The organism is Umezawaea sp., assembly GCF_057122925.1.
The window spans coordinates 12,910-25,451 of record NZ_DBNGPQ010000186.1; the positions used below are offsets into that span (position 1 = coordinate 12,910).

The 12,542-nt window shown below is 73.1% G+C and carries 14 protein-coding genes and 1 riboswitch; of the genes, 5 read left to right on the forward strand and 9 right to left on the reverse strand.

Annotation, left to right across the window (positions count from 1 at the left end):
- Positions 1-686 precede the first annotated feature (686 nt).
- The 3 genes from AC156L_RS41090 (at position 687) to AC156L_RS41100 (ending at position 1,863) form a co-directional block, all read left to right on the forward strand.
- Positions 687-1,025: a response regulator transcription factor gene (locus tag AC156L_RS41090; RefSeq protein ID WP_330881834.1), complete on the forward strand. Its 339-nt coding sequence runs from the start codon at positions 687-689 to the stop codon at positions 1,023-1,025.
- A 220-nt stretch (positions 1,026-1,245) separates the two neighbouring features.
- On the forward strand, positions 1,246-1,530 hold the full coding sequence (locus AC156L_RS41095) for a hypothetical protein (RefSeq protein WP_330881836.1): 285 nt from the start codon (positions 1,246-1,248) through the stop codon (positions 1,528-1,530).
- Between the two features lie 42 nt (positions 1,531-1,572).
- Positions 1,573-1,863, forward strand: a complete 291-nt coding sequence (locus AC156L_RS41100) for a WXG100 family type VII secretion target (RefSeq protein ID WP_330881838.1) — start codon at positions 1,573-1,575, stop codon at positions 1,861-1,863.
- Positions 1,864-1,913: 50 nt separating this feature from the next.
- On the opposite strand, the gene AC156L_RS41105 is transcribed toward AC156L_RS41100, so the two are convergent.
- Positions 1,914-2,471 carry a DUF2017 family protein gene (locus AC156L_RS41105; RefSeq protein WP_330881840.1) on the reverse strand — a complete coding sequence of 186 codons (558 nt, stop codon included), beginning with the start codon at positions 2,469-2,471 and terminating at the stop codon, positions 1,914-1,916.
- Positions 2,472-2,664: 193 nt separating this feature from the next.
- Positions 2,665-2,883: riboswitch (cobalamin riboswitch) on the forward strand.
- A gap of 125 nt (positions 2,884-3,008) precedes the next feature.
- Between AC156L_RS41105 and metE the strand changes: the two genes are divergently transcribed.
- Together metE and AC156L_RS41115 are read left to right on the forward strand one after the other, a co-directional pair.
- Positions 3,009-5,258, forward strand: a complete 2,250-nt coding sequence (metE, locus tag AC156L_RS41110; protein ID WP_330881842.1) for a 5-methyltetrahydropteroyltriglutamate--homocysteine S-methyltransferase — start codon at positions 3,009-3,011, stop codon at positions 5,256-5,258.
- Between the two features lie 61 nt (positions 5,259-5,319).
- A complete protein-coding gene (locus AC156L_RS41115) occupies positions 5,320-6,135 on the forward strand; it encodes an arylamine N-acetyltransferase family protein (RefSeq protein WP_330881844.1) in 816 nt (271 codons plus the stop codon).
- A gap of 12 nt (positions 6,136-6,147) precedes the next feature.
- On the opposite strand, the gene AC156L_RS41120 is transcribed toward AC156L_RS41115, so the two are convergent.
- The 8 genes from AC156L_RS41120 to AC156L_RS41155 all read right to left on the reverse strand — a co-directional run bounded on the left by AC156L_RS41120 (position 6,148) and on the right by AC156L_RS41155 (position 12,512).
- A complete protein-coding gene (locus AC156L_RS41120; RefSeq protein WP_330881846.1) occupies positions 6,148-7,215 on the reverse strand; it encodes an ABC transporter ATP-binding protein in 1,068 nt (355 codons plus the stop codon).
- Positions 7,194-7,997 (reverse strand): molybdate ABC transporter permease subunit, encoded by an 804-nt coding sequence (modB, locus tag AC156L_RS41125; protein WP_330881848.1) that lies wholly within the window; start codon positions 7,995-7,997, stop codon positions 7,194-7,196. Before modB ends, AC156L_RS41120 begins: the two co-directional genes overlap by 22 nt.
- Positions 7,994-8,782 carry a molybdate ABC transporter substrate-binding protein gene (gene modA, locus AC156L_RS41130; RefSeq protein WP_330881850.1) on the reverse strand — a complete coding sequence of 263 codons (789 nt, stop codon included), beginning with the start codon at positions 8,780-8,782 and terminating at the stop codon, positions 7,994-7,996. Before modA ends, modB begins: the two co-directional genes overlap by 4 nt.
- The gene (locus AC156L_RS41135; protein WP_330881852.1) at positions 8,783-9,181 is read right to left on the reverse strand and encodes a TOBE domain-containing protein; all 399 of its coding nucleotides are present in this window, start codon (positions 9,179-9,181) and stop codon (positions 8,783-8,785) included.
- A 411-nt stretch (positions 9,182-9,592) separates the two neighbouring features.
- Entirely contained in the window at positions 9,593-10,030 is a 438-nt protein-coding gene (locus AC156L_RS41140) for a cupin domain-containing protein (protein WP_330881854.1), read from the reverse strand.
- A 184-nt stretch (positions 10,031-10,214) separates the two neighbouring features.
- Entirely contained in the window at positions 10,215-10,799 is a 585-nt protein-coding gene (locus tag AC156L_RS41145) for a TetR/AcrR family transcriptional regulator (RefSeq protein ID WP_330881856.1), read from the reverse strand.
- Positions 10,800-10,935: 136 nt separating this feature from the next.
- Entirely contained in the window at positions 10,936-11,541 is a 606-nt protein-coding gene (locus tag AC156L_RS41150; RefSeq protein ID WP_330881933.1) for a response regulator transcription factor, read from the reverse strand.
- Positions 11,541-12,512 (reverse strand): sensor histidine kinase, encoded by a 972-nt coding sequence (locus AC156L_RS41155; protein ID WP_330881858.1) that lies wholly within the window; start codon positions 12,510-12,512, stop codon positions 11,541-11,543. The genes AC156L_RS41150 and AC156L_RS41155 overlap by 1 nt, the downstream gene beginning before the upstream one ends.
- Positions 12,513-12,542 lie beyond the last annotated feature (30 nt).

Sequence of the window (12,542 nt, forward strand, 5' to 3'; positions counted from 1 at the left end):
CGACGACGTGCCCGTCACGGGCGACGTTCCGATGAGGACCACTGACGCGATCCTAGTGCGACCCGAGGAGTGGGGGTCTCGACTCGGGGATGCTCATTTCGTTGTTTGCGCAACGAGCGGGGAGCGGCGGAACAATCATGGCGGTGGCTTTCGGTGTGATCTCCGAGGTCCCGTGAACCGTTCTGCGGCGGGCACTTCCGGCACGCGGGCGGGGTGTGCGGTCGGTGCGGCCCCCGCGGTGGCGGCAAGCGCTTCCCGCGTGACGGCGGAGGAGTCCGGGACGGCCCCCGAGCGCGCGACCGGGGGGCCGGCAGGCGCTCGGGGGCCGTCCCGCCCGCTCGCGCCGGGGGCGCGGAACGGGACGGTGCGCGCGGTGGGGAAGGGGGTGTGCGCACCCGGCACACTACGGGCGGAACCCTCCCTGAACAGGCGTTCTCGTGGCGTTTTGTTGCCAGGGGGAGGTGCGGTCCCGTCGGTGGCTCTATGGTTGCGCGACACGTGCCGCGAGCGCTGTCGCCGGTCTGACGACCCGCGTCACTGGTGCGTCACTACTTGGTCACTCTTTCTCCACACGCTTCTGCCTACGCTGAGGCGGACGCCAGGGCCGCGCCCTTCGAGTTCCGCCGCGGAACCAGGCCCCGTGAACGTGTCGGTCCAGGTTCCGCTCGCGTGGGTATGGAGAGACCATGACTATTTCAGACAATTCGACCCGAGTGGACGGGATCAGCTCCCCGCAGCAGCGGGGAAGCGCGGGGAAATTCTCACCTGAATTGGCCATGCTCAACGAGCAGCAATTCCAGCTCATGCAGATGTTGGCGATCGGTCTGCCTGACCGTTCGATTGCGCGTCGGCTGTGCCTCGCACCGCGCACGCTCGCGCGGCGGATATCCGAGATCTACCGCATCCTCGGCGTCGAGACGCGGTTCCAGGCGGGGGTGGCGGCCCAGCGGCTCGGGCTCATCGGCGAGCCGGTAGGGGTGGACCGACCCGTGCGACCTCGTACGGGAGCCGCTGCTCACGGGTGATGTGCGGAAGGGCAGAGTAGGGGTACCCCTAGGGCAGTGTTGTTGCGGGAACCGGGTGTCCTGTCGTTAGCTGGACATCGTCGTACTGTTCAGCATCCAGCACCTCACATCTCGTTCGCGGTTTCACGGGCACGGGGATGAACGCTGTTCTCCTGTTTGGTCGAATTGAGATGATTCCCGCCCGAGGAGGGTTCCAGTGCCGGCAGGTGACAGCACCTCGGTGGACTTGGTCGGTATGGGTCAGGCGCGGATCCAGTTCGAGAACACCGCCTCGGCCTTCGCCAGGCAGCTCGGCCAGGTCGTGGACGAAGTCACTTTGTTGCATTCCACCTGGATGGGCGGCGAGTCGTTGGAGTTCGGCTCGGCGGTGGACGACTGGGAGAACAGCCTCTCCACCGTCATCGAGGAGTTGCGGGCCGTGGTCGAGGCCATGGGCGGCGGTGCCCCGGCGTCGACCGCGCGGCAGGACGACGCCGCGGGCGGTTGGTCCGACGGCAACGGCTAGGCCCGCCCCTCCTGCTCCTCGACCGCCGAAAGGACAGCCGCGATGACACCCGCGTACACCTTCAGCTTCCAGATCGCGGACAGCGTCCGCGACAACATGGCGGCCTGCACCAGGGCCGTGCTGGACCAGCTCGCCGAGCTCAACACCACGGCCCAGAGCGGCCTTGCCGGTTGGGACGGTGCGGCGCGCGACGCCTACGCGGCCCACAAGGCCAATTGGGACAGCGCCGCCGCCAGGATGCCGGAGGCGCTCGGCCGCGCGGAGGCCGCGCTGAACGAGATCTCCGGCGGGTACCTGAAGGTGGAGCACTACGCACGGGGTGCGTGGCTGTAGCGGGAGGTCGGGGCCGCACGTCCCGTCGACGCGGCCGTTCGCCCGCGGGGTCAGATCCAGTACGTGCGGACCTGGTTGATGCTGTCGACGAGGTCCTGGGGCACCGGCTCGGGAGCCTTGGTGGCCGCCGTGTCGAGCGTGCGCACCACGGACTTCAGCCACCGGGTGGTGAACCGGGTCCGGCTGGCCAGCACGGGATCACCGTCCCGCGCGGCGGCGGACATCGCGACCCGCAGGTCGGTCAGCGACCGGGACCAGGCCTGCGCGCAGTCGACCGAGTGCAGCTGGACCAGCCCGCCCCGCTCGGGCAGCGACCCGAGGACCCTGGTGATCGCCTTGTGCAGGGGCCGGAACACCTCGGGCTCGCGCCACGGGCCGACCTCGCCGACGCGGCGGCGCATGATGGCCCGCAGCCGCTTGTCGTCGCTCTCCACGAGGGGGTAGGGCACGCCGAGCTGCTTGCCGGGCGGGCAGTCGCGGGTGTACTCCGCGAACCGCGCGTCGAGCACCTCCCGCAGCCCCACCAGGTAGCCGCGCAGGCGGTCGACCTCCATCTGGTCGAACAGGCCAAGCACGAGGTGGTCGCCGACTCGGTCCCAGCAGATCACGGCCTGCACCTTCCTCGTTGACGGGTCGCGTCCGAGTAGACCACCGTCCTCCGGTGAAAGTCCGGGAATCGCCGATCTGTGGTCGCCGGTACTCCGACGGCTGCACTTTCGCACGTCGGCCGGTGCGTTCCGGTCGGTCATTGCGTTGGCAACGACCGCTCCCACCCCTTGGAACGGACGTTCCGACTCCGCTACCCTCGGTCGCGCTGGTGGTTCGCCGAGCCCTCCGGGGCGGAGCGAGGCAAGAGGGAACCCGGTGGGAATCCGGGACTGCCCCGCAGCGGTGAGCGGGAACGACCGCCGTCACGAGAGCACTGGGCCCGCGGGGCCCGGGAAGCGACGGCCACTAGGTCCACCGGTCCTCCGGTGGGTGCCCGCGAGTCCGAAGACCTGCCACCGGTACGCGCACCACCGGTGCGCGTGGAGTCCGGGACCTCGTGGGAGGGTCCGCGCGGACCTGGACGGCGTGCGCGCCGTCCCTCCTCGTGTGCCGCCACGCCGCCTCGGGCTCGTCGGCACGCTCGCGAGGAGAGAGCTGTGAACACCCCCGAGATCGGCAGCACCGTGCTGGGCTACCCCCGGATCGGCCCCCGGCGGGAGCTCAAGCGCGCCGTGGAGGCCTACTGGGCGGGCCGCACCGACGCCGACGCGCTGGCCGCCGTCGCCCGCGACCTGCGCGCCGACACCGTCCGGGAACTGGTCGAGGCGGGCCTGGATTCCGTGCCGGGCAACACCTTCTCGTTCTACGACCACGTGCTGGACACGGCCGTGCTGTTCGACGCGGTGCCCGCGCGGTTCCGCGACCTCGGACTGTCCGCTGTGGACACCTGCTTCGCCGCGGCGCGCGGCCGGGACGGTGTCGCGCCGCTGGAGCTGACCAAGTGGTTCGACACCAACTACCACTGCCTCGTGCCGGAGCTGGAGCCGTCGACCCGGTTCGCGCTGACCGGGGACAAGCCCGTCGCCGAGTTCCGCGAGGCGCTCGACCTCGGCGTGACGACCCGGCCGGTGCTGCTCGGCCCGGTCACGTTCCTGCTGCTGGCCAAGGCTTCCGCCACCGCGCCGCCGGACTTCGCGCCGCTCGACCTGCTCGACGAGCTCGTGGACCGCTACGTCGAACTGCTGTCGGCGCTGGCCGACGCGGGCGCGCCGTGGGTTCAGCTCGACGAGCCCGCGTTCGCGGCCGACCGCACCGAGGCCGAGCTGGCGGCGCTGCGCCGCGCGTACACCCGGCTCGGCGGGGCCACCGCGCGCCCGGCGATCCTGGTCGCAGGCTACTTCGGCGACCTCGGCGACGCCCTGCCCGTGCTGGCCGACGCGCCCGTCGAGGCGGTCGCCGTCGACCTCGTCACCGCGCCCGCCGCGCTGAACCGGATCCCGACCCTGCTGGGGCTGCGGGACAAGACGCTGGTCGCCGGGCTCGTGGACGGCCGCAACGTGTGGCGCACCGACCTCCGCGGCGCACTCGCGACGGCCGCGACGCTGCTCGGCTCGGTGGGCTCGCTCGCCGTGTCGACGTCGTGCTCGCTGCTGCACGTGCCGTACGACCTGGACGCGGAGACCGACCTCGACCCCGCGGTCGTGTCCAGGCTGGCGTTCGCGCGGCAGAAGGTCGCCGAGGTCGTCCTGATCGGCAGGGGCCCTGCGGTGCGAGGGCACCGAGATCGGCTCCTCGGCCGGAGGCTCGCCCTCCGTGACGACGAGGTGCGGGCCCGCGTCGCCGCGCTGGGCCCCGAGCACCGCACCCGCGCCCCGCACGCCGAGCGCGCCGCCGTGCAGCGGGCCCGCATCGCGCTGCCCCCGTTGGCGACCACGACCATCGGCTCGTTCCCGCAGACCGACGACGTCCGCAGGGCCAGGGCCGAACTCCGCGCAGGCACGCTCGACGAGGCCGGGTACGCGGAGCGGATCCGGGCCGAGGTCGAGCGGGTGGTCCGGCTCCAGGAGGAGATCGGGCTGGACGTGCTGGTGCACGGCGAACCCGAGCGCAACGACATGGTGCAGTACTTCGCCGAGCACCTGGAGGGCTTCGCGTCGACGGCCTCCGGCTGGGTGCAGTCCTACGGGTCGCGCTGCGTCCGCCCGCCGATCATCCACGGCGACGTGTCCCGCCCCGGACCGATCACCGTCGGCTGGAGCGCCTACGCCCAGTCGCTGACCGGCAAGCCGGTGAAGGGCATGCTGACCGGGCCGGTCACCATCCTCGCCTGGAGCTTCGTCCGCGACGACCAGCCGCTGCGCGACACCGCCGAGCAGGTGGCGCTGGCGCTGCGCGACGAGATCCGCGACCTGGAGGCCGCGGGCATCGGTGTCGTGCAGGTGGACGAGCCCGCGCTGCGGGAACTCCTGCCGCTGCGCGCGGAACAGCGGGAGGCCTACCTGGACTGGGCCGTGGGCTCGTTCCGGCTGGCCACCGCGGGAGCGGCGGCGTCCACCCAGGTGCACACCCACCTGTGCTACTCGGAGTTCGGCGACGTCATCGGCGCCATCGACGGGCTGGACGCCGACGTGACCACGATCGAGGCCGCCCGGTCCCGCACGGAGGTGCTGGACGACCTGAGGGCCGTCGGCTTCAGCCGCGCCGTCGGGCCCGGCGTGTACGACATCCACTCGCCGAACGTGCCGACCGAGGACGAGGTCGTCGACCTGCTGCGCGCCGCGCTGGACGCCGTGCCCGGCGAACGCCTGTGGGTCAACCCGGACTGCGGGCTGAAGACCCGCGGCTACGCCGAGGTCGAGCCCGCGCTCCGCACCCTGGTCGCGGCGGCCCACCGCGTGCGGGGCTGACGTGCCGTGGGGGACGGCCGCCCCGCCGTCCCCCACCGGGGCACCCAGTAGGTTCGGGGGCGTGGACGCGCTGTGGGGTGGGGCAGAGCTGGACCTGGACGCCTACCTGGCCCGGATCGGCTACGACGGCGACCGGACGCCGACGGTCGGGACGCTGCGGGGTGTCCAGCGCGCCCACGTCACCTCGATCGCGTGGGAGAACCTGGACATGGTCCTGGCCCGCCCGGTCGACCTGGCGCTGCCCGCGCTCCAGGCGAAGCTGGTCCGCGGCACCCGCGGCGGCACCTGCTCGGAGCACACCACCCTCTTCGCCGCGGCGCTGGACGCCCTGGGCTTCCCGCTGTCCGGGATGCAGGCCCGCGTCCGCCTCGGGGCGACGGAGGTCCGCCCGTCCACCCACAACGTCCTGCGCGTCACCGCCGACGACCGCGTCTGGCTGTGCGACGTCGGTTTCGGCAGCAGCCCGCTGGAGCCGGTGGAGCTGGCCGACGGCGCCGAGTCGGCCCAGGGCGGGTGGCGCTACCGCCTCACCCGCGAGGCCCCGGAGTGGGTGCTGCACACGCGGCGCGGCGACCGCTGGCTGGCCGTCCACGCCTTCACCGAGTCGCCGCGCTACCCGATCGACTTCCTGGCCACCAACCACTTCATGGCCACGCACCCCCGCTCCCACTTCCACGGCCGCGTCATGGCGCAGCGCATGGGCGCGGACCGGCTCAGGGTCCTGGAGGGCACCCGCCTCACCACCCACCACCCGACCGCGGACCGCGAGGACCTCGAACTCGCACCGACCGGGGTCGTCACCGCGCTGGCCGACGTGTTCGGCGTGGTGCTGGCCGACGACGACGCGAAGACCGTGATCACCAGGCTCGGGGGCTGATCGGCGGCCCGCTCACGCCGGGTAGGTGTGGACCTCGGTCGCCTTCAGCGCCGCCCACAACCGGGTTCCCGGCACGAGGCGCAGCTCCGCCACCACGGCGGTGGTCACGTCGACCAGCACCGCCGGGCTCCCCGACAGCCGCACCCGGACCGTGTGCGCGTGCTGCTCCACGCCGACCACGGTCACCTCCCACGTGTTGCGCGGGCTCCCGGACGGCCGGTCGGGGTGCAGGCTCACGGCCGACGGCGGGAACGCCACGTGCACCGAGCCGGACGCGGGCGAGGCGACCGTGAGGGTGCCGCCGTCGTCCAGGTCCACCGCGGTGCCGGACGCCCGGCCCCGGTAGAGGTTCAGCCCGACCAACTGGGCCACGTACTCGGTGCGCGGCTGCCGGGCGACCTCGGTGGGCGGCCCCGACTGCACGACCCGCCCGTGCTCCACGATCACCAGCCGGTCGGCCAGCACCATCGCGTCCAGCGGGTCGTGCGTGACCAGCAGCGTCCGGCCGGGGTAGTCGGTCAGGTGGTGGCCCAGCTCGGTGCGCACCAGCAGCCGGTTCCCCGCGTCCAGCGCCGCCAGGGGCTCGTCCAGCAGCAGCAGCGACGGCGAGGTGGCCAACGCCCGCGCCAGCGCCACCCGCTGCGCCTGCCCGCCGGACAGGGCACCGGGCTTGGTGCCCGCGTGCTCGGCCAGCCCGACCCTGTCCAGCCACTCGGCCGCCGTCCGCCGCGCGGTCCGCCGGTCGGTGCCCCGCGCCCTCGGGCCGAACGCGACGTTCTCCAGCGCGGACAGGTGCGCGAACAGCAGGTAGTCCTGGAACACCACGCCGACCGGCCGGAGTTCGGGGCGCAGGAAGACCGACGGCGGCTCGTCCCACACGACGTCGTCGAGCCTGATCCGCCCGCCGTCCAGCGGCAGCAGCCCCGCCAGCGCCCGCAGGGCCGTCGTCTTGCCCGCCCCGTTCGGCCCGAGCAGCGCGACGACCTCACCGGGCGCGACCGTGAGCGCCAGGTCGAGGCGGAACGCCGACCGCTCGACCCGGACGTCGGCCTCCAGCGTCACGTCGCGCTCCTGGTCCACCGGTCGCGCAGGCTGGCCAGCACGACGACCGACACGAGCAGCAGCACGACGCTCAGCACGATCGCCGCGTCCGGATCGCTCTCCAGCGCGAGGTACACGGCGAGCGGCATGGTGGTCGTCCTGCCGGGGAAGTTGCCCGCGAACGTGATCGTGGCGCCGAACTCGCCCAGCGCCCGAGCCCAGCACAGCACGGTGCCCGCCACGATCCCCGGCATGATCGTCGGTAGCGTGACCCGCCGGAACACCAGCCAGCGCGACGCGCCCAGCGTGGCGGCGGCCTCCTCGAACCGGGGGTCGGCCGCCCGCAGCGCTCCCTCGACGGAGATGACGAGGAACGGCATCGCCACGAACGCCTCCGCGATCACGACCCCGGTCGTGGTGAACGGCAACGAGATCCCGAACCAGGAGTCCAGGTAGGACCCGACCAGCCCGCGCCGCCCGAGCACCAGCAGCAGCGCCACCCCGCCCACGACCGGCGGCAGCACCAGCGGCACGGTCACCAGCGCCCGGACCACCCCGCGCCCCGGCACGTCGCCGCGCGCCAGCAGCCACGCCAGCGGCACGCCGAGGAGCAGGCAGATCACCGTCGCCAGCGACGCGCAGACCAGCGACAGGCCGAGGGCCTCACCGACGGCGGGGCTGGAGAGCTGGTCGAGCAGCGTCGACCACGGAGCCCGCACCAGCAGCCCCGCCAGCGGGACCACGAGGAACGCCAGCCCGACCACGGCGGGCACGACGAGGACGGCGGGGAGCCGCCCCCGCGTGCCCTGGCGGCGGCTCACGGAGCGGCGAAGCCGGCGGCGGACAGCACCTCGCGGCCCGCCGCCGACAGCACGAAGTCCACGAAGGCCTTGGCCGCGGCGGCGTTCGGCGCCTTCGCCAGCGGCGCGATCGGGTAGTCGTTCACGGCCTCGTCGGCTTCGGCGAACTCGATGCCCTCGACCTCGGAGCCCGCGGCCCCCACGTCCGTCCGGTACACCAGGCCCGCGTCCACCTCGCCGAGCTTCACCTTGGTCAGCACGGCCTTCACGTCCTGTTCGAGGGTGTCCGGCGCGGGCGTGACCCCGGCCGCCTCGAACACCTTCCCGCTCGCCGCCCCGCACGGCACCTGCTCCGCGCACAGCGCGATCTTCAGGTCCGCCGTGCCGAAGTCGGCCAGCCCGGAGACCTTCGCCGGGTTGCCCTTCGGCACCACGATCTCCAGCTCGTTCTTCGCGAACGTGGTCGCGTCGCCGGTGATCCCGCCCGCGTCGGCGACCTGCCCCATGCTGGTCGGCGCGGCGGAGGCGAACACGTCGGCGGGCGCGCCGGAGTTGATCTGCTGCGCCAGAGCGGAGCTGCCCGCGAAGTTGAACGTCACCTCCACGCCGGGGTTGGCGGCCTCGAAGTCCTCGCCCAGCCGGGTGAACGACTCGGTCAGCGACGCCGCCGCGAACACCGTGAGCGGTCCGGTGACGGCGGACGAGCCCGATCCGGACGGCGGGCTGGTGGCCGCGGTGTCCCGCGCCGAGCAGCCCGCGAGGGTCAGGGCGGCGGCCAGCACGACGGCACCGGTGCGGCGGAACATTCAGGCCTCCGGGATCTCGACCACGACGTGCGTTGACTTGATCGAGGCGACGGCGACGACCCCGACCTCCAGCCCGAGCTCCTCGGCGGCTTCCCGGCTCATCAGGGACACCACCCGGAACGGCCCGGCCTGCATCTCGACCTGCGCCATCACGCCGTCCTTCACGACGCGGGTGACGATGCCCCGCATCCGGTTCCTGGCGGACGCGGCCACCGTGCTCCCCGCCTCGGGGTTGTCGGCGAGCCGCTGGGCGAACGCGGCCAGCGCGCTGCCCTCGACCGCCATCCGCCCGTTGTCCCCGTGGACGACCGGCAGACGGCCCTGGTCGGCCCACCGGCGCACGGTGTCGTCGCTGACCCCGAGCAGCGCGGCGGCCTCGCTGATCCGCAGATTCGGCATACCGCGAATTGTATAGCCGCTTTCGCGGTTGCGGGCTGCTGCCGCGGCTGCGGATCTGATCCCGATCGGTGAACGCGGTTGCGTACCGCTTCGGCCTCACGACGTGCACTCGCGGAGAACGGCGGCTTCCCGTGATGGTGGCTTCCGCGGAGACCGGTCCGGCCTGCCGGTGACTCACGACCCCAGGCCTGCCCGCCCGCGCGGGCCCGCTCGCGGCCAGGTCCACCGGCGTCGAGGTCCGACAGCAGGTCGTCGCCGGGGTTCGCGCGCTTCTCGACGATCGGGGCGGCGAAGAACTCCTCGACCTCCTTCCGGTCGGCGTGGGGGACGCCCGGCAGCTCCGAGATCACCTCGTGCGGGCGAGCGTGAACCGGCGGTCGACCCGGAGCGGGTCCCCGGACCGCGGATCGGTCATCGCTCGCACGCGGGTGCGTCCGCGTCCCTGGAGAGGGGAGCGCCCGCGGGGTTGACGTACAGGACTTCCAGCACCATCGGCGTCGTGCCGTGGTTGCGTCCGATGTGGACGTAGTCGGAGCCGTTCGGCTCGCTGATCGACTCACCCGGCCGGTACACCCCGTCCACGGAGCAGGTGTCGTCGTAGTGCGTGAGGGTGCCGGACCTCACCACGCCGTACACCCTGCCGTCGTGGAAGTGCCACCCGGTCTCGCCACCGGGCTGGATGGTGATCTCGCGGACGACGTAGTCCTTGTCGCCGACCGTCTTCTGGAAGAGCAGCTTGGCCGACACCCCGGTGCCGGGCGTGGCCGACGAGACGCCCGCGAGACCGCCGAGGGCGGCGACCGCCGCGGTGCCGATGACGAGTGCGCGAACGGAGGTGGTGCTGCGCATCCGGGTTCTTCCTTCCCTCGCTGGTCTGCCGACCCCTCCATGCTAGGAGCCGGAACCGGTCGGGTCGTCCGGGGAAGCGCGCCGCCACACCCGAGCGGCACGGGGCCCACCAGGCGAATCCGGTGCCCCGCGCGGACTTCCGGGAGGAGGAGCGTGGCTCGAACTCGCCACCTCGGGGAGGTCGTCACGCGCTGGCGGTCGCCTCGTCGACCAGCCTCTCCACCAGCGGCCGGGCGGAGTCGAACGACGTCAGGTCGCCGGTCGAGGTCGCCAGCGCCGTCGCCCCCTCGAAGAGCAGCATCAGCGTCCGGCCGAGCCGCTCCGGATCGCGGCACCCGGCCTCGCGCGCCGAGTCCGCGATCCGCCGCTCGAAGCTCTCCTTGTACGCGTGGATGACCTGCGCGGCCGGGTGGCCCGGCGTCGTCAGCTCCACGCTCGCGTTGTGGAAGGGACAGCCCCGGAACGGGCCGGGGTCGGGGCGGTCGAACAGTCGCACGATCCGGTCCCTCGGCGGGAGGGCGTCGTCGAACAGGGTCCGCTCGGCGGCGAGGACCTTGTTGTCGCGCACGTGCGCGAGGTAGGCGGCGACCAGGTCGTCCTTGCCGCCGTAGAGCTGGTAGAGCGTGCGCTTGGAGACCCCCGCGACCTCGCACAGCTCGCTGACCCCCGTGGCCTGGATCCCGTTGCGGTAGAACAGGCTGATCGACGCCGCCAGCAGGCGTTTGCGCGGGCTGGGCGGTGGTGCGAAATCCGTGCCTGAGTTCCCCATTCCACGAGGGTACTGAGAGCACTCCGCCGTTTCACCCGAAAAACGGAACCCAGGGGAACGGGTGGTTTCAGGTGGTGAACTCCCTGGTCGGCCCTGTGGAAACCGGTCGGTATCCAATTTCCCGGCCCGCCTCCGGCTAGAGGCGCGCCCTCGCCCACCGCGACAGCGCCCGCCGGTCGGGGAGTTGCAGCTTGCGCAGCACGGCGGCGGCGTGGGTCTCGACCGTGCGCCCGGAGATCGACAGCCGCACGCCGACCTCCCGGTAGGTGTACCCGGCGGCGACCAGCCGCAGCACGTCCCGCTCGCGGGGCGTCAGCCGGTCCAGCTCCGGGTCGCCGCGGAACGCGTCCAGCACGAACCCGGCGAGGTGCGGCGAGAAGCACGCGTCGCCCTCGTGCACCTGGCGGATCGCCGCCCGCAGGTCGGCCCCGGTGATCGCCTTCGTCACGTAGCCCCGCGCACCCGCCCTGATCACCGCGATGACGTCCCGCGCGGCGTCCGACACCGACAGGGCGAGGAACCGGACGGTCGGGAACGCGGGCACGGCGGCCTCCAGGACCGCCCTGCCGCCACCGCCGGGCAGGTGGACGTCCAGCAGCACCACGTCCGGGACCAGCGCCCGGACGGCCTCCAGCGCGGACGCCACGTCCCCGGCCTCGCCGACCACGTCCAGCCCGTCGTCCATCTCGGCCCGCACGCCCGACCGGACCAGCGCGTGGTCGTCGACCACCAGCACCCGGATCACCCGCGCCCCAACGGCATCCGCAGTTCCACCTCGGTGCCCTCGCCGGGCGCGGACCGGATCACGGCGGCGCCGCCCTCGTGCCGCATCCGCCGTTCGATCGAGTCGGGGATGCCGCGGCGGTCCGCGCCGCAGCGGGTGGCCGGGTCGAAACCCCGCCCCCGGTCGCGGACCAGCGCGAACACCTCGGCCTCGCTCACCTCGGCGAACACCGACACCCGCCGCACCCCGCCGTGCTTCGCCGCGTTCGTCAGCGCCTCCCGCATCGCGCCGACGACCGCCCGCGACCGGGTGTCCATCGCGCACGTGCCGACCGACACCAGCTCCACCACCACGTCGAACGCGTCCTCCACGACCTCGGCGGTGGCCGTGACGGCGGCCGAGAAGTCGTTGCCCGCCACGGGTTGCCGCCCGTACAGCCACGACCTCAGGTCGCGTTCGGTGCTCCGCGCCAGCTTGCGGACCTCCGTCGAGTCGGCCTGCTTCTGGATCAGCGTCAACGACTGGAGCACCGAGTCGTGCAGGTGCGCCGCCAGGTCCGCGCGCTCCTCGGCGCGGGCCCTGGCGGCGCGTTCCCTGGCGAGCATCCGGGTCGTGAGGAACAGCCACGGGAACACCACCGCGCCGACCAGCGCGACCCCGCCCGCGGCCATCACGGACAGCATCGCCGCGGGCGACGCGAGCCTCTCCTGGTAGCTCAGCGCCACGGCCGCCGCGACACCGCCGACCGCGATCACCACCGCCGCGACCAGCACCCCGCGGAACAGCCCCCTGACCTCGGGGTCGTCGCCGAGCCTGGCGTGCACGAGCGCCACCCAGGGCCCGACGGCGGCCGTCACCACCACCAGCACGATCGCGACCACCGCGGGGAGGCCGGGCCGCGGCGTGTGGCTGATCGCCCACAGCAACCCGCCGAAACCCAGCAACCCCAGACACCCCAGCACGACCAGACCGCGCGACCCCATGCGCATCCCCCGAGACTAGTGCCGCGCCCGGCGACC

Excerpts from the sequence above, each read along its gene's own strand:
- AC156L_RS41155 (WP_330881858.1), bottom strand. The coding sequence starts at position 12,512 with ATGCGCATGGGGTCGCGCGGTCTGGTCGTGCTGGGGTGTCTGGGGTTG.
- AC156L_RS41090 (WP_330881834.1), top strand. The coding sequence starts at position 687 with ATGACTATTTCAGACAATTCGACCCGAGTGGACGGGATCAGCTCCCCG.
- AC156L_RS41145 (WP_330881856.1), bottom strand. The coding sequence starts at position 10,799 with ATGGGGAACTCAGGCACGGATTTCGCACCACCGCCCAGCCCGCGCAAA.
- AC156L_RS41100 (WP_330881838.1), top strand. The coding sequence starts at position 1,573 with ATGACACCCGCGTACACCTTCAGCTTCCAGATCGCGGACAGCGTCCGC.
- AC156L_RS41140 (WP_330881854.1), bottom strand. The coding sequence starts at position 10,030 with ATGCGCAGCACCACCTCCGTTCGCGCACTCGTCATCGGCACCGCGGCG.
- modA (WP_330881850.1), bottom strand. The coding sequence starts at position 8,782 with ATGTTCCGCCGCACCGGTGCCGTCGTGCTGGCCGCCGCCCTGACCCTC.
- AC156L_RS41135 (WP_330881852.1), bottom strand. The coding sequence starts at position 9,181 with ATGCCGAATCTGCGGATCAGCGAGGCCGCCGCGCTGCTCGGGGTCAGC.